This window comes from Polaromonas sp. P3_B4 (assembly GCF_056402835.1).
In genome coordinates this window covers 1,366,098-1,382,576 of sequence record NZ_JBFUGQ010000001.1, presented here as the reverse complement: position 1 = coordinate 1,382,576, position 16,479 = coordinate 1,366,098, and the positions used below count along the sequence as shown (strand labels likewise).

The 16,479-nt window shown below is 58.3% G+C and carries 12 protein-coding genes; 11 read left to right on the top strand and 1 reads right to left on the bottom strand.

Annotation, left to right across the window (positions count from 1 at the left end; genetic code table 11):
• Positions 1-141: 141 nt before the first annotated feature.
• The 3 genes from AC1DVV_RS06635 to AC1DVV_RS06625 all read left to right on the top strand — a co-directional run bounded on the left by AC1DVV_RS06635 (position 142) and on the right by AC1DVV_RS06625 (position 2,626).
• On the top strand, positions 142-1,530 hold the full coding sequence (locus AC1DVV_RS06635; RefSeq protein WP_477702799.1) for a lipase/acyltransferase domain-containing protein: 1,389 nt from the start codon (positions 142-144) through the stop codon (positions 1,528-1,530).
• A 168-nt stretch (positions 1,531-1,698) separates the two neighbouring features.
• Positions 1,699-2,016, top strand: a complete 318-nt coding sequence (locus AC1DVV_RS06630; protein ID WP_477702798.1) for a hypothetical protein — start codon at positions 1,699-1,701, stop codon at positions 2,014-2,016.
• A gap of 106 nt (positions 2,017-2,122) precedes the next feature.
• Positions 2,123-2,626 carry a helix-turn-helix transcriptional regulator gene (locus AC1DVV_RS06625; protein ID WP_477702797.1) on the top strand — a complete coding sequence of 168 codons (504 nt, stop codon included), beginning with the start codon at positions 2,123-2,125 and terminating at the stop codon, positions 2,624-2,626.
• Between the two features lie 213 nt (positions 2,627-2,839).
• Here AC1DVV_RS06625 and AC1DVV_RS06620 read toward each other — a convergent pair whose 3' ends face one another.
• Positions 2,840-3,145 (bottom strand): helix-turn-helix domain-containing protein, encoded by a 306-nt coding sequence (locus AC1DVV_RS06620; RefSeq protein WP_477702796.1) that lies wholly within the window; start codon positions 3,143-3,145, stop codon positions 2,840-2,842.
• Positions 3,146-3,207: 62 nt separating this feature from the next.
• Between AC1DVV_RS06620 and AC1DVV_RS06615 the strand changes: the two genes are divergently transcribed.
• The 8 genes from AC1DVV_RS06615 (at position 3,208) to AC1DVV_RS06580 (ending at position 16,477) form a co-directional block, all read left to right on the top strand.
• Positions 3,208-3,666 carry a hypothetical protein gene (locus AC1DVV_RS06615; protein WP_477707171.1) on the top strand — a complete coding sequence of 153 codons (459 nt, stop codon included), beginning with the start codon at positions 3,208-3,210 and terminating at the stop codon, positions 3,664-3,666.
• 1,042 nt (positions 3,667-4,708) lie between these two features.
• Positions 4,709-5,302 (top strand): hypothetical protein, encoded by a 594-nt coding sequence (locus tag AC1DVV_RS06610; RefSeq protein ID WP_477707170.1) that lies wholly within the window; start codon positions 4,709-4,711, stop codon positions 5,300-5,302.
• A 25-nt stretch (positions 5,303-5,327) separates the two neighbouring features.
• Positions 5,328-5,702, top strand: a complete 375-nt coding sequence (locus tag AC1DVV_RS06605) for a DUF2384 domain-containing protein (protein ID WP_477707169.1) — start codon at positions 5,328-5,330, stop codon at positions 5,700-5,702.
• Positions 5,703-5,721: 19 nt separating this feature from the next.
• The gene (locus AC1DVV_RS06600; RefSeq protein WP_477702892.1) at positions 5,722-6,534 is read left to right on the top strand and encodes a hypothetical protein; all 813 of its coding nucleotides are present in this window, start codon (positions 5,722-5,724) and stop codon (positions 6,532-6,534) included.
• Positions 6,535-6,715: 181 nt separating this feature from the next.
• Entirely contained in the window at positions 6,716-7,762 is a 1,047-nt protein-coding gene (locus tag AC1DVV_RS06595) for a hypothetical protein (protein ID WP_477707168.1), read from the top strand.
• 23 nt (positions 7,763-7,785) lie between these two features.
• Positions 7,786-9,801: a hypothetical protein gene (locus tag AC1DVV_RS06590; RefSeq protein ID WP_477702771.1), complete on the top strand. Its 2,016-nt coding sequence runs from the start codon at positions 7,786-7,788 to the stop codon at positions 9,799-9,801.
• A complete protein-coding gene (locus AC1DVV_RS06585; RefSeq protein ID WP_477702770.1) occupies positions 9,798-11,531 on the top strand; it encodes a hypothetical protein in 1,734 nt (577 codons plus the stop codon). The genes AC1DVV_RS06590 and AC1DVV_RS06585 overlap by 4 nt, the downstream gene beginning before the upstream one ends.
• A 203-nt stretch (positions 11,532-11,734) precedes the next feature.
• Positions 11,735-16,477, top strand: coding sequence for a sacsin N-terminal ATP-binding-like domain-containing protein (locus AC1DVV_RS06580; protein ID WP_477702769.1), 4,743 nt, complete (start codon positions 11,735-11,737; stop codon positions 16,475-16,477).
• Positions 16,478-16,479: the final 2 nt, after the last annotated feature.

Sequence of the window (16,479 nt, the reverse complement as noted above, 5' to 3'; positions counted from 1 at the left end):
TTTCCTGATTAAGGGCGGGCCGCGGCGGCCGATCTCCCCCAATTGAAGGAGACCGGCCGGGGTTCAGCACGCGCCCCGGAGTTCTGCTTGACAGCCCAGCAGCCCGTGCGGTGAAATCTATCAAACTTTCGACGGGATACCATGGGGACACTAACTCGAAGGCGCCTGCTCCTCGGCGCCGGGGCGGCGGTCGCAGCGGCCTCCCCTTTGATCTATGCTCAAGCCAATAAGCCGGCTACCGACGTCCTGGTGGTCGTGCCTGGCATCATGGGCAGCATCCTGTCGCGCGATGACCGTGTCGTGTGGGGTCTTGAACTCTCGGCGTTCATCGAAGTGCTCAGGCAGGGCAACCTCGACCTCGCACATTTGAGACCAGACGCTGGACCGCTGTCGGCCACCGGTCTGTTCGAGTCGGTGTCCATCATCCCCGGCTTCTGGAAGATCGACGGGTATACCGAACTGCGCAATGCGCTCGTGAGCCGCCTTGCCTTGCGGCCCCAGCAAAACTACTTCGAGTTTCCCTACGACTGGCGGCAGGACAACCGCCAAGCCGCAAACCAGCTACGAACCTCGGCGCTCAAGTGGCTCGGTGAATGGCGGGAGTCCAGCAAGAATGCCGGTGCACGCCTGGTGTTCGTGGCCCATTCGATGGGCGGCCTTGTGGTGCGCTACGCGGCCGAGGTGCTCGGTCTGTGGTCCGAGACGCGTGCTGTGTTCACGGTTGGCACACCCTACAACGGCTCCATGAAAGCGCTGGATGGCGTGGCAAACGGTCTTCTCACGGAGGGGTTAACCAAGACGGTCGCTTCCTTCGATTCTGTCTACCAGCTGATGCCAACCTACGACTGCATCGAGGACGGTTCACAGATGATGAGCATCGCCAGCCGCAGGGCACAGCTTGCGCCACTGTTCAACCACGACAGGTATATGGGGGTCGGCAAATCGTTCCACGACGAATGCGACTCCGCCGCAAAAGCCAGAAAGTCGACCGATCCAGGAGACCGCCTCCTGCTGGTCACCCAGTCGAACACGCACCGGACGCTCAGCGCCGCAAGGCTCGATGGCGGGCGCCTCAAGTCCCAGGAGCTTCTGCGCGGCGACGACTTCCTGGGCGACGGCACCGTATCCGGCTTCAACCTATCCCAGCCTATGAGTTCCTCCGTTCCCGTGTCCCGGCACTACTCGAACCAGCTGCATGGTGCCATGCAGAACGGCACCGACGTGGCAGAACAAGTCGTCAACTCCGTGCTGTTCAAGCCCTTCGGCCAGCGAAACGTCGTCGATGTGTCCATGAAGGCCCTGGAGGTGGTGAGATCCGGCGCGCCGCTGGCCGTGCATTTGCGACTGGCGCAATACACGAATGAACCGCTTCGTGTCATCAACGCATCCACGGGAACAGTGGTCGCTGAGACGAGGGTCGATCGCAACAAGCTCGACCTCTCGTACGACTTCATGGTGCGCGACGTGGGTGTATACCGGATCGAGTTCGGGAGTCCTGTCATATGCAGCGACTTGGTTTGCGTGGTATAGCGTGTCCACTCTCGTCATCTCGCAGGGAGTCTTGCATGCATAGAGCGAGCTCCGTCGCAGATTGACACCGCATACAGGCGCCAGATTGCAAATGAAATTGGGTGGGTATCCATCTAGTTGTATTTCATTCGTTGGTGCTGCAGACGAACGAGACTTGGAGGTATCCAAATGAACATCGCCTCGACGAGAAGTACGGGCGAAAACCCCGAAAAGTATGTGCTGCTATTGGGCACTTCGGCCGCGCTCTCCGCTGCCGGATTTGATATGGGAATGGTGGACGCTGTGCCCTGCCCGCCGCCCTCCCCTGGCGATTCGCCCAAACTCATGGTTGGGCGGGTGAGAACGGATATGGAGACTGATGACGATGTACGGTCGCAGCTTTTGCATCTTGAGGTGGCCATGCAGGCTCTTAGTCAAATGACTGAGGAGGAATTGAGCGCCATCGAAAGCCGTCTAAGGAACGCGGGCGCTGAAGATGAAAAGTGATTTGCGCATGAATACGACGCACTCACAGGGAAGGAGATGGAGGGATGACACCGGCCTCCTTATCTCCCTGATTCGACGTTTTTCTCAAGACCGGGTAAATTGAACCATGGCCATCTTGAGTGAACTTTCAAGCATCGTGAAGCGCCGGCGGTCCGAAATGGGCCTGAGCCAGAAACGCCTCGCTGAATTGGCTGAACTGTCACGCGCCACGGTCAGCAATCTCGAAGCGGGCAAGCTCCCCGACCTAAGCATCATCCTCGCCGAGCGCCTAGTGAACGTCCTGGGTTTGGGGCTGGGCATGACTGGTACCCGCCAGGCAAAATCCGACAGTGACATAACCGATGCATTGGACACAGCAGCCCGTTCTGGCAGCATCAGCTATCGCGACACGATTCCGGTGGAAACGCTGCGTCACACGTTGGTTACTGGGGAGGTCCCGTCTGCCTACATCCCACAGCTGCGGGCCTTGCTTGATGAGTCACCCTTGATCGTGCTCTCCGCGGCTGTGGCACAAATAGAAATCGAGAACGACGTACCGCGCGAAGCAACGTGGCAAAGGATGCGTCAACTCGCCACGGCCTTGGCATGTACGCGGGGCATTTGGTTGTGACCTACCGCACCGGGGGAGAACGTCAAACGCTTAGGAACTTCATGAGCGAACTTGTCATTCTGCGCACTTCGCAGAAGACTTGCTGGCTTTAGCCCTACGGAAATGATGCTCGGCGCTTATGCGGCGCTCGCGCCCGAAGAATGGGCCACAGCCTTTATCGATGTGGTGGCCGAAGAGCTGTCGCGCGTCAAAAGATAAGTAAGACGCTCACCTTCAAGTCTCTTCCTGCGCCAACAAAGCATGGAGTTCCTTCAAAACTCCGCCAAGAAGGGCATCTGCGCTCCTAGGATGTTTGTTGCCAACATACGCAAGTGCTAGCAGCGTTAGAGGATGAACTTCCAAAACCTCGGCCAGGGCATCCACTTTCAGTAAAGTGGGACTTTTCAACCCTCGCTCCAGGCTGCTTACGTAGGTCCTGCTGGAAACCAGGCTGAAAGCTTCCTGAGATAGCCCACGAGCGACACGCGTCTTCCTTAGTGCTTTCGAAAAATTGTTCTGGTGTTCTACTTTACGGGCCATCCCGCTATTAGTGATTTTTGAGATCTATAGAGCTACAATCTATAGGATTCATTTCCACTAGCATGTTCGTCACCTACGAAGATTACAAAGCGCCATTCCCGAGTTTTTTTGGGGAGGAGCTGACATATTGGAAGGCTGCGGAGCTTGGCCTGCACCGGCTCTGGTTTCTTGTTTCTATCACCGAACCTGATTCTGATGACGGCGATTCTTTCCCTGCGAGCCGGACGCTGTTGATTTCCAATATTGCAGACGTGGAGCAATTTGCGACGCCGCAGGTGGCAAGCCAGTTGCAGCTCGACGCGGTTTATATAGTCACGCCCGGTCACGTTAATGGGTCCCACCAGTGGAAGATGGAAGCATTGCGGGCGGTTTGGCGGGCCGAGGAGCCGTCGGCACCGGGTCAATTGGCCGCTATCTACGAAACGGCCGAGGGCAAGACCTACGTGGACTCCATGCTTGGGACTTCGACAAGGCACTTGCGCAAAAAGGTGCTCCATCACACCTTTCCCCTGCAGCAATAGGCCGCTTCGCCAGCTTGGGATAAGGGAACCCAACGGCAGCCCAAACGCCGGGCGGCATTAAATGTCGTCGACTCCACCCATGCTGACTTGTCGGACTTCGCTCACCGATGGCTAAACAGGTACGCAAATAAAGTTAGAACATTACGAAATCTCTGTCTACGGATCTCATCTACCAGAAAGTGATTGCCATGGAAAAGCTGACGCCTTGGTTCGATGCCAAGTTGCATTCTCCATCCCGCGAGGGATGGTACGACTGCAAAGAGTGCAACGTCAGGCACTATTTCAAGGATGGGTTTTGGTACAGAGACAAAAAATCAATCCGTGACGGGAGCATGACGATCCGGAAGATGCATTGGAGAGGTCTAAGACGGGAATCATTGGCAAGCCTATTGTCCCGATTCGATCCGAATGCACCGAAATCTTCTGAGGAGCAAGCGCGGGAGGCCGTGGTTCCAGTCGGAATGGAGTTTGGTAGCCCTGACTTTGAGAGGCTCATGCGCAAATCCATGAAAGATTTGAAGAATGGGAAGGTGGGGTAACAAAGCTGGCCATGTTTGCTGTACAGCTAATAAGCGCGTTTGACCTAATCAAAGATGCTGACTTAGACCGCCAGCCCGTCCCGCATAAGCCGGCAGGCGGCGGCGATAACCCACTTTAGCTCTTGCACTTTCCAATATGCTGTATGAAAATACAGTTAAGGTGTCGAGGCCTCTAGGCGCCTTCCTTGAATCATGGGGCCAGGAGTTCAGCATGAGCAAGAACAGCAAGCAAACCTCGCCCCACGTTGCCTCCGTCGCCGGCAAGGCGCTAGGCAGCTCTTCATCCAGCGCAGTCCAAAGGTCGCTAGCCGGCTCCGCGTTGCGACAGGCTGGCAGTTCAGCCCAGACCGGAGCCCAAACTGAGAGTCGCGCATCCCGGGCTCTAGACAATCCCAGTTCGGCACCGGTGACCAAAACTTTGGCCGGTAGCGTCATATCGCAGTCCAACCGGCGGCGGTAGTCCCGCGACAAGCTGCGGATAGCGCCAAACTTTCCGTGACTCTATGACCACCGAACTTGTCATTCCTATCGCGGAAGAGCTGAGTGCAGGCGACCTGGAACAAGTGCGAGCCACGCTCTCCCACTTAGCTCCTGTCCTGGTGGACCGCCTTAAGACTCACAAAGCGGAACAGGTGCAAAACCTGGTGCGTATCTTCGTCGGCGCCGCAGTGCCCAAAGCCATGGACCTTCGAGGTGCCCGGCTGAATGTCGAGGCAATCAAGGCCATCTATCGAGGCACGGATTGGCTCACTGCGGCCGAGATCGGCGTATCCCTCGGACAGTTCGCTGGAAGTACTTCAGTCAATCAGGTCGCAACCGTAAACCGCTGGCGGCGCCGTGGCGAGATTTTCGCCATCAGGTATGAAGGGAAGAATCGCTACCCAAGATATGCCTTTGGCGCTGACTGGCGGCCGGTGCCGGCAATCCGGATGATGCTTCAGCTGTTCCCCAGAATCGATCCGTGGCGACTGGCCGCTTGGTTTGAGAGCTCTTCATCCTACCTAGGGGGTAAAAGGCCTCGCGAGATCATCCAAAAGGGCGGAGATCAGGAAGTGATTGCCGCCGCGCAAGACCATCACGTTCAAATGCTTCGTTGACCGCCGCCCTTCCCCGGAAACTGCCATGCCGCTAACGCTTTCAAACTTCATCGAAGACCTGCAAGATCCGGAGCTTGCTCCGATGCTTTCGCCCACCCGCTACATTAGCTTGCTCGGAATGGACGTCGAAACGCTGGCTCGGAATGCACGGGTATCCACGAGCTCAATCACTAAAACCCCGGGCGCTGCCGCCATCCAAAGCCATCTGAGGGCCAATCTTCGCGTCATCAAAGCCGCTTATGACACATCCGGTGGTGACCTAGCGAAATCACTGCGCTGGTTTCGAGCGGAGTCACTTCCAGCATTCGGCCAACGGACCGCGGAGCAAGCGGTTTCAGTAGGCCGGGCCGATGACGTTATCCGCCTGATTGATTCTCTACGTGGCGGCGCTGCAGGCTAGCCCGTCTGAAATAAATATCGTGCCCAACACACTCACTGAGCGAGTCGGCCTCAGCATCGGGAGACATTTCGTCTCCCTTTCATGCATGCAGTTCGTCCCCGACAAACCGGAAAAACTTCATGTGTTCTCGGGATTCGTGATGGCAATTGCCGACGAATGGTTTTACGTGACAGCCGGGCACATTTTGCGCGCAGTGCGCGCCGCTCTTACGAGCGGTTCAACCTTCGACATCTGGCGCTTGGGCGACCAGACGGCGGCTCGCGGTAAGTTCAATCACACCGCTATCCCTTTCGACTTCAACCTAGAGAATTGGCTGGTGATCGAGGACGAGACGCTGGGCATCGACTATGCCGCAGTCCACCTTGGCACGCTCTACCGGTTGCAGCTTGAGGCGGGAAGCGTCGAAGCATTTGAAAAGGACGCCTGGAGCGATCACATGGTGGCGTCCGATCACTGGGCGCTAGTTGGGATTCCTTCCGAGTCGGTATCGTATGACGGCAAGACCAATATCGGTGCCCGGTTCGTGTTGGCGCCGTTGATCAAGGCAGACGCTCCGGAGCAAGCTGGGAAACGCGCTGAGAACCAGTTTTATGCTCGACTCGCCGAAGATTATGAAGACGTTGTTAAGGACATTGACGGCATGAGTGGAGGGCCCGTTGTCAACCTTAAATATGGAAACGAAGCCGGGTGGCGGTATGGGCTAATTGGGGTCCAAAGCGCGTGGTACCCCGCGATCCGAACGTTAGCGATCTGCCCTTTCTCTTCGTTCGCTGTCGCACTTGAGCAAGCAGTATTGCCAGCCTTGGCTCGGTCACATACTCCGGTTGAATAGAAAGTACGCCTTAGAAATCCTTCGCCCTCACTCGCCCCCAAATGGCTATGCTCGTATGTCTCTGGGAATTTGAGCAATGACTGAGCCTTGTCCACCCTCCTCCGCTGAAGATGCCGCAGGCATTCGTGAAGAAGTGAATGCGTCGGTGTTTGGCACGCCTCGTTTCTTGTGAAGGCTATAGATGAGCAGTAATGAATACGATGAGATGCTTGTCCAACACCAGAAACGGATGCGGGAAATGGAGGCGGAGGAATTGCGCAGTGCGTCCGTCCAGATCGAGGCATTCAAAGAATGCGCCAAGGCCAGAGGGGTACTGCTTACGGACTCTTCATTTCACTACTCACCTCCTTTGGGAGTAACTGCGTCGGCACCCGGTCTACTGCGAGCGCTCATGGATATCAAAGCCGATGGTCGCGACGGGCTGTTCAGTTGGGCCGACCTCACCCGAGTGCTCCAACCCAGCATATTCAATGGCGGATGCTTTCAAGGAACTAATTTCGTTGCCATGGCACATCCCTGTTTTAGAAGGCAAATGCACGCATGGAACAATTGGGCGCCAAGATTCATTGACCTTTTCTGGGCATTGGAGAACACCGGACTGGAAAAGTCGATCGCTCTTGACGAAGACAGGGTTCGTATCGACGTAGGCGGTCCCATGTACGCGGAGGCTGACACCTGGTACGGGCCGCCGTTCAGCAAGGAAATCTCGCAGATCGCGCCAGGCAACGTGAAGCTCAGACCGCCCACGGAATTGTCCAACATACGCCTGCAGATGTTCTTCTCGAGCGCCTACTGCGTTGACGTTAAGTGGTCGGGATCAGGCGGCATCAAGACTTTCCAGGCGTTGGAGCTCAAGACTGAAGACGTGCAAATCGCATTGGATGACGGTCAGTACCATCCCGCCCGTTACCTGCATGCGGAGTTCGACACCCAGAGTCGCACCTTCCGCCACTTCGATGGCGCCGTGCAGTATCTCACCGAGGCAGAATATCAAGCGCGAAGAGACAGCGACTTCAGCATGACCTACAAGACCACGCAGCACATAAAGCCAAAGTCCAAAAAGGTCTTCAAGTTGAATGGCTCGATCGAAGTAGACGACTGGGTTGAGCTTTCGTCACACTTCTTTGCTGCCAATCCATTGATGTTCGAGTATTTCAATGGTGCTTATCCAAACCATATTCTGAATATTTTGGAAAAGCTTCGCGCACTACCTGAGAACCGCCGCTAGACCTCATATTGAGTAAGGAACCAATGCAATCCGACATCAGATCCGACGAGGGCGACGGCGGGACCGAGAAAGCCTCAGCTGCAGGAGGCTCCGTCCCGGTGAGCCTGGCTGTGCTGGCGCAGCGGTTACATGAAACGGACAGTCAGAAGCTGGAAATAGCAGTGCCGGCCGGAGTTGTGCTGGACCTCACCAGCGTACAAGGTGCGGCCCTTATCGACGGCATGCTGCATTTCGCTGCCCTGACCGACCGCAACCGGATAGTGGCGGCCTCCACGCTCTCAGCACTAGGTGAGCAGGCACTAGATCCTGCTGCCCTGTTCAAGACGGCGGCAAACTTGTGGCGCCACGAGATCGGCCACGAAGATATGGCCTGCGCGCGCCTGCTGGCGCTGGTGCATCCTCGGAGCGACGTCTTGGCCATGGCCGCCACGCAGATCGCCGCCACGTCCGACGTATTCGGGCTGCTGCACATGCTCGAGAAGCTGCTGCCACTCCTGGACAGCCTAGACTGGGGGCCTTTAATCGCCTTGTCAGAAGCGCAGTACCGCCGTACGCTGGGCGACGGCGCAGCTGGCGCGTTCTTTGAACATGTACGGCAATGGCTGGTGGGACATTCCGGTTCGGGTGCGCAGCTCACTGCCTTGTTGCTACGCGATGCCAGTGGGCCTCTGACCAACCTTTTGAAGGCGGCCTGGCTTGCCTGGGGAGCCGAGGCGCCGGCGGCCGCGGCCGCGCGGGTGGTTGAACTGGCTGCGCGGGCCGCGCCCCCCTTTCCCACAGTGACAGCCCAAGTGGCCGAGCACATGCTGCTGGATACCAGCCTGCCTCCGGACGCCGTGGCGCCGCTGGAGGCATTGGTTCACCAATGGCTCGCCGACACCACTCCTGACGCGCGTCGCAGCGGCATTGCTGCCGCGACAGAGGTGTTGCATCTGCGGCGCAGCTTCGATACAGAGCTGCGCGCCCTGGCCCAGACCGGTGATCCTGATACGCTGGGCTATTTGGCGTTTTCCTTGAGTCGCCATTCCAAGACCTACTTGGAAGCGGGTTCCTTCTTCGACTGGCTGGCGCTCTGCGCGGCCCTGCCGATCAGCCATCTGGGCGCGGTGCGGTTTTTGGACTCGACACTCGCGCGCCATCTCGGCTCGCAGTCTCCGCACCGCGAGGCCATACTGAGCTTCTTGCAAGCCTGGATTACAGCCCAACCTACGCAGGGGCGGGTCGGCCGAGAGTTCGCCAAACTGTTTGGCAGTTGCGCCGGTCGCATCGTGCAGGACCAGGCGCTGCTGGCGCGCGTGCTAACCGCCTGGTTCCTAGCCGATGCGTGGGCCATGCCAGAGGCTGCAGCCGGCTTGATCGTCAGCCTGAGTTCGGCGGCGCGTATGCACCGCGACGACCTCGGAGCCGTCCCCGTGAGCTTCGATCCAGCGCTGCTGGACGATGCGACCGCTGCTGACCTCATGTTCCTGGCTCGGCGTCTGATCGGCTACGTGATCAGCGCCGATCTGCTGCTGGCGCTTGCCCTGTCGCTGCTGCAGGTGCGAGACGCCAAAGTGCGCGTACACCCCCTTATGGCCTCACTGCTGGGTGATGAAATTGGCTACGACTACCCTGTCACGACCGTGGAAAAACTGGGTATGGCGATCAACACTGAGTCTGATCCAGACACCCGGGTGCTGCTGGAGCGCATCCGCGCGGACCTGCAGCGCTATCTGGAGCAGCTGGACGCGCTGCCTCGGTTGCGCGAGTTCGCGGTACCGCTCACCCTGCAGCGAGCCTTTCGCAAGGCGAGGGCCACGCAAATGGAGATCGGGATGCGCGAAGCCAGGAAGGGGTCTGTATTCGCGCAATTCGTGAATCAGGTTCATCTCAAGGCGGGACTCAGCTCCTTTCAGTACCTGCACGAGGACTTCACTGAGCCCATGGTCCTAAAGTCAATATCCTACTCGTTTGAGATGCCGCGACGCGAGTCTTTGGACCCGGTGGGCAATGCCTACCGCCTGCACATGAACCGGCACGCCAAGAGGGAGCCGACATGAAGCCCGTGCTATCTGAGTATCTACGCACCTTGCGGGAACGCGATGAGTTCGACCGCTTGTTGCCCGAACTGGTGACAGAAATGGGGTACGTGCCCCTAGTTAGGCCCAAGGCGGGCATCCGCCAATATGGGGTGGACTTCCCGGCAGTGGGTAAGTCGCCGCAGGACGGTGTCGACGAACTTCTGCTGTTCGTGATCAAGCAGGGCAACATCACCCGGGGCGTGTGGAGCGGCGGCAACGACAAGGTGCTCGAGAGCATGCAGGAGGTGCTGTACACCTATTTGGACAGCCATGTCCCTCCGGAGTATCGAAGCTTTCGCAAGGTTATCGTGTTGGCCACGACCGGCGACCTCTCGCAGGACGTGCAGTTTAACTGGGCGAGCTTCGCGGAAAAGCATCCCCAAGCCGTGTTCCGGTTCTGGGGCGCGGACCAGGTCGCTGAGTTGCTAGAAAGGCATCTACTGAATGAGCAACTGTTCGATTCTCAGGACCGCTCGGACCTGCGCAAGTCGCTGGCCCTGGCCGCTGACGGCGAGTATCGATTTCAGGATTTCTGTCGCCTCATGCTGCGGCAGTTGGGCCTAGCAGCCGATGGTGCCCTGTCTGAGGCGGGTCTGGCACAGGACCGCAAGGCGCTGGTCAAAGCGTTGCGCCGGGTCCATTTGGCAGCGATGGTGTGCGCCTATTGGGCGGACGCTGAGGGGGAACGGCGCCAGGCGCTGTGGGTCATGGAACGCACCATGCTGTGGGCATTTCATCGCGCGCAACTGCAACAGCTGGAGCAAAAAGACGACGTGCTGAACGCTCTGGCTGACATCTGGCACTCCTACTATGAGGTCGGCAATCGTTACTACGAGCGGATTCTGGAGCACATCCACGTCAAGGATGGCCTGTCGGGCTACGCTAAGGAGGGAGCCGAGTATTCTGTGACTCTGTTCGAGCAGGTCGGTCTGCTCGCCACGCTAGGCATCAGCCAGATCGCCGTCGAGCCCGAGGATGCGGTCAAGGCGCAGATGACCGAGAATGCGCTGACCGTGGCGCAGGCGCTCGCCGCCTTTCTTGTCAACCATCCGGCCACCGGGTCCCCGCGTCTCGATCATCACGTGATCGACGTTTGTCTAGGCCTCGTGCTGCTCCGATTGACTGGTCAGGAAACGGCGGCTCGTGAGTGGCTAAGCCATCTGGCCGGCCGTTTGAATTTTGTGTTCATGACGGGCCGGATGTTTCCCGTTGGAACCGACTCACTGGACGATCTGGTGGAACTGGACGGTGGCGCTGCTGATGACGAATTCAAAGCTGTTCTCAAGCAGACTTCCTGGCTGCTGGCCACCATTGCATCGTGGTGCGCCGTGCTCGACCTTGACGACGTGTACCGCAACCTCGCGGACGGGCACAACGAGCACTACCCAGAAGTCGGCGCGCAGATTTGGCATCCCGCAGATGACTGGCGGACGACCTGGTACTTCGGACCTGCACATGTCAATGCCGGTGCCACCGAGGCGCCCTACCCCCTCCCCGCGCAAGCCGGTGACCTGCGCGCACGCATCGCGAAATTCAACGCGAGTGGCCGCCTGAAATGGGAGCAGAACTCGCCGGCGCGCGCGGTGGGCATGTGGGCCATCGATTTTCTAGCATGCCGCCACTTCCGCACACCAGTGCCGGCGTCCATGTGGTACCAGATAAAAACGCTTTCCCCGCCCGTCCTGTCGGATTCATCGGCGGGCAAGTGAGGTCACATGGCCAGAGAACTGAACCCGACCTACATCACGATTATTTTCATCTGAACCGGCACCCATGGTGCGCGTAAACGTGCTGCGACCGCGTTGATTCGACCTCCGCAGGACATACCGTGCTGATTTTTAAAAGTGAGGGGGTTTAGGAGCGGCCGAACGCCACCCTGCTACGTTACAGTAACTGGCAAAAGGGAGGGCATATGCAGGTTAAAGTAGCAGCCCGAAGCAACGACGAAGGCCGTACCTTCATCGAGAAGTTGCGGCGTTCGAAATTCATGATCGGCATGGCTCTATCCCAAGAGGCCGAGGAAGCTGCTGAGGGTTTGCGGCAGGATCTGAGCAGTGCCCTTCGGCTGCTTTCGGAGGATCTCTACTCGACCAAGACCCATTTCGTCCTGGAGTTGATACAGAATGCCGACGACAACGCGTATTCCGATGGCATAGAGCCGCAGATCCGGATTACGCTGGCACCCCATGCACTCACTGTTTGGAACAATGAACAGGGTTTTCAACCTGAAAATGTGCAGGCCTTGTGCAGCGTGGGACGCAGCACCAAAGCAAAGAAGGCCGGTTTCATCGGCGAAAAAGGCATCGGATTTAAGTCGGTGTTTCAGGTCTCAAATACGCCTGAAATTCATTCGAACGGGTTTCACTTCCGTTTTGACATGTCCGATCCCGAACAGCATTTGGGATACATCGTCCCCAACTGGATTTCGCCTGATCCGTCACTTGCCGCAGATGGCACCACCATTGTCCTGCCCGCCAAGAAGGGGGAAGAATTTTCTGCTTCGGTCTTAAGTGAGCTTGACCCGCGGCTGCTGCTGTTCCTGCGCAAGCTCAGGCAGATCAACTTGCGAATGCCTGATGAGGAAATATCGATGCGATGCGTCGACGACGATGGGCTGGTGGTCCTGGAGGCAACCCGCCTGGTAGCGGGGGCGCCACAGATGGACCAGCGTGGACGGTTCCTACGTGTCGCCACCGCAGTCGCCATGGATAGCGTACCCGATGACAAGCGCCCACTCGTTAATGAGAGCGAACTGATCCTGGCCTTCCCCATCAGCGATGCGGGCAAGGCGCTGGCAGCTCCGGACTGTGCAACTTTCGCGTTTTTACCCATCCGCAACTTCGGGTTTCGTTTTTGTATCCAGGCCGATTTTCTTCTGAGTTCGGCACGCGAGGACATTCAGGCCGCGCGTCCCTGGAATGGCGCCTTACGCGATGGGATCGCGACGGCCTTTGTGGCGAGCCTGGAACAGTTCAGGAGACGGCCAGCACTGGCAAAAACGTTCCTGCACTATCTGCCCCGTGAGAACGAAATCACCCATCCTTTCTTTCTCCCGGTCATTCAACAAACATTCGATGCACTGGCGCAGACATCTTGCATCCTTTGTGCCAGCGGCCAGTGGCGCAAGCCTTCAGAGATTCTCACTGCCTCAGAGGACTTTCAGCGCTTAGTGCCCGCGCAGGCCGCGTGGGTACTTTTTGGCAAGGACTACCCCGCCAACGATCTGGACATCGATGCAGCAACGCTGAAGAAGCTCGGCTGCAAACCGCTGTTGTTCACCGACATCGTGCACCTCTTTGCTGAACAAGGTGACTGGGTTCGCCAGCAGGGGATGGAGTGGCTGGCCAGGTTTTATCGCTACCTCGCCGGCCTCAAGCGCGAATCTTTACTTGATGCACATCTGCGCGATGCCCCTTGCGTTCCCGTGAGCGACGGTAGTCTCCACATACCCAGCAAGCAAGCTGTGTTCTTTCCACTGGCCCGGGGCAAGAAGTTCGGATTCGAGAAAAAACTTCTGATCCTCGACGAGACCTTCATGGACGCTCTCCGTGCCAATGACGACATCGACAGTGCTGCGGCAGTCCGTGCCCTGCTGCACGACCTCGATGTACGCACACCCGAACCCTATTCGCTCATTGTCAACGACATCCTGCCCGTACACCGCGGCGACCGATGGCGAGAGGTAGGATTTGAAGCCCTGACGGGCCATGTTCGCTACGTTAAGGAGAAGCTCGGTGACTACCTCTCCGCAGCAACTGAGCGTGGCGTGTCGGAGACGTCGGCTTTGGAAACTCTGGGAAAAGGGCTGCGTTTAAAGACCAAGAAACACGAGGGCGATACCTGGTGGTTCCAGCATGCGGATGACCTGTACCTTGGGCACGAGTACCTGCCCGAATTCGACATTGAAACCCTGCTCTCGCCGGCACTGGACCCCTTGCGTGTGGTGTCGCCTGACTACTTGCCTGAAAGTCTGCAGAAACGGGCTGCGCAAGATAACGCTCAGCTGGCCGATTGGCGAACATTCTTCCTGCGCCTGGGGGTCAACGCCTCCCCACGCCTGTCTGGTGACACCCCACCGGCCTGCAGTGCCGAACTGGCTGCCCTGCTCGCGTCCGAAAACGCGGCGATTCGCCGCCAGACGTTGGAGTGCCTGGACCGCCATTGGGATCGTTATAGCATCCACACAATCTATTCGTCCGGTTGGCCGGCAACGCGCCAATTTACGACCTTCGCTAATACGCTGCGCACCTCTCTCGCCCCAACACGGCAACGTCGCCAAATCGCCTTGCATGACACCTACTACGCAACAGCCATGGTCCGAGAAGTCTTCGGCAGTTCCCCTGCATACATTGATGCAGAACTGAAAAGCGAAGGATTTCTTGATACCTGCGGCATCGTGCACCGGGTGGACGTCGACGCCTGCATTAAGCGACTTAAGCAAATCAAGGTGTCCAGCAAGCCGTCTGCAGCACAGGTGCGCCCGCTGTACCGTCACCTCGATCAACTGGCCGAGCGCAATGCCGCTAGCGGGCTGCGGGAGGCCTTCGCGGAGCATGGATTGGTCCTGACACGACAGACAGATTCGCCTTGGCGGCGTCCAGACCAAGTGGTTTGGTCGTCTCCCGGCGAGTTTCTCGCCATGCACTACCCGGCGCTCAATGTGCAGTATGGAGAATTCCATGGGTTCTTCGTGCGCAAATTAGGAGTAGCCCAAGAGGTATCGGTTGCCGCTGCCGTTCGTGTATTGCCGCTGCTGGTTGACGCGAATCTAAGCGCCGAATTACGTTCTGCCGAGGCGCTGCGAATCTACCAACGAGCAAACCGGGAACTTTCCATCCACACTGACAGCGTAGAGCCTGGGTGGCTCCAGGATTTAAGGGAGCAGCCAGCCTTCCTGAACCACCGCGGCGAGATGGTGGAACTGGATGAAACACTTTTTGCGGACGATCAACCCGCAACTGGCGCACTCTTTGCCAACCATGAGGGCATCTCGTTCCTCGCAGTGCCGTCGGCACGGCTGCCACAGATCCACGCACTACTGGAAGCGGTGGGTATTCCGTTGCTATCTGCCAGTCTGGAGATCACCCTGGAGAATCCGGGAAATGGGCGGCTCAATGATACGTTCACCGCTCGGGTGCGTGAGCGGTTTCGGCACATTGCGAGACTCGTGTACAGCCAGTCGAATACGGTGTTTGAGCGCGCAAAAGAAGCGGGCCAGTGGCGCCGTTTGTCCGTGCTCACGGTTATCGACGTCGAGGAGCTGACTATCTTAAACACGCTATCTGGCTGCACCGTCTCGACCCAAGGCGAGGTAGTGATGGCCGACGACGCGGCCTATGTTCGAGTGGGCGCCCGAGGCATCGCAGACCGCCTGGCGCGCGAGATCTGCCTGATGCTTAAAGCACCGACCCAAGTCGACGGCGTAAGCCGGATTCTGCGAGAAGAGCTGATTGCAGATGTGGAAGAGTACTTGGACGTACGAGAGCTGGCCTCCCTCCCCGAGGACGAATTTTCGCAACTGACCATCGATCAGGTGCTGACCCAGACAGAAACCGACACTGGGGGCACTGATTCGGGAGAGCCAGACGACGAGGACACGGCTGGCCTCGACCCGGTTCCGCTGTCATGGTCCCAGGTATTGGCACAGGGGTCCATCCCACCTTCTGCTCCGCTCGCTCCCGCAGCTGGGTCTGAACCGAAAAGGACTTCGCCCGCCTCCCCTGCGCCAGCCGTTCCATCCCACGTCGCGGGATCGGTAGGGCACCCGCTAAGCCCGGCAGCACCGCTAGCAACGGGGCAGTCAGGAGGCAGCCCGCCGTCCCGGACCGGACCGACTACCGTGGCGAACGCAAGGGCCCCTAGTCCTCCAGGCACGGCGCCTCGATCAGTTCAGCCGCCTACGCCGCCCAGTACCGCCCCTCCAAAGAGATGGACTGGAACCCGTCGTGGACGCAAAACTTGGCGGCGTAACGCTCGCCGCAGTCGTCGCGATGATACGGGACACCGTCTGTTGAGCTACGTCGAGCCGGATAAAGCGCCAGCATCCTCAGACGACACCGCCCACAGCTCCGACGCCGCGAATGATAACGCCGCACGAGCGCTCGAGCGCGATGCGACAGCCCAGGCAGCTGTGCAGTACGTCCTGCAGAGCCAGCGCGAAAAATGGGCCTCTCTGGAAGAGATGCCTCCCAATAACAAAGGCTTCGACATCCGCGCCATTGCGCACGACGGCAGTGAGCACGTCATGGAGGTCAAGGGCCAGTCGGCTGCATGGACGGCAGCAGGTATTTCGATGACACCGTCCGAATTGCTGTGCGCGGCGGAGCGGCGTGAGCGTTATTGGTTGTGCATCGTTGAACACGCCATTCATCCCGAGCAGCAAGTCCTGCATTTGGTAAACAATCCATTTGGTAAGGCCGACCAGTTTCGGTTCGATTCAGGCTGGAAAGCCGTGGCGGACAGCGAGAGCGGGGTATCCCCACTGCTGCCGGCGGCAGGCCTGAGCATCGACATTCCTGGTCTTGGAATGGGAACCATCGCAAGCGTAAAAAAAGGCAGCAGCATGTTCTACAAAATTCACGTATACCTCGCCGATGGACGACAGGTTTTCAGGATATTCGATCCAGCCCGTATGCGCTTGTCTAAGGAGAGTTGACG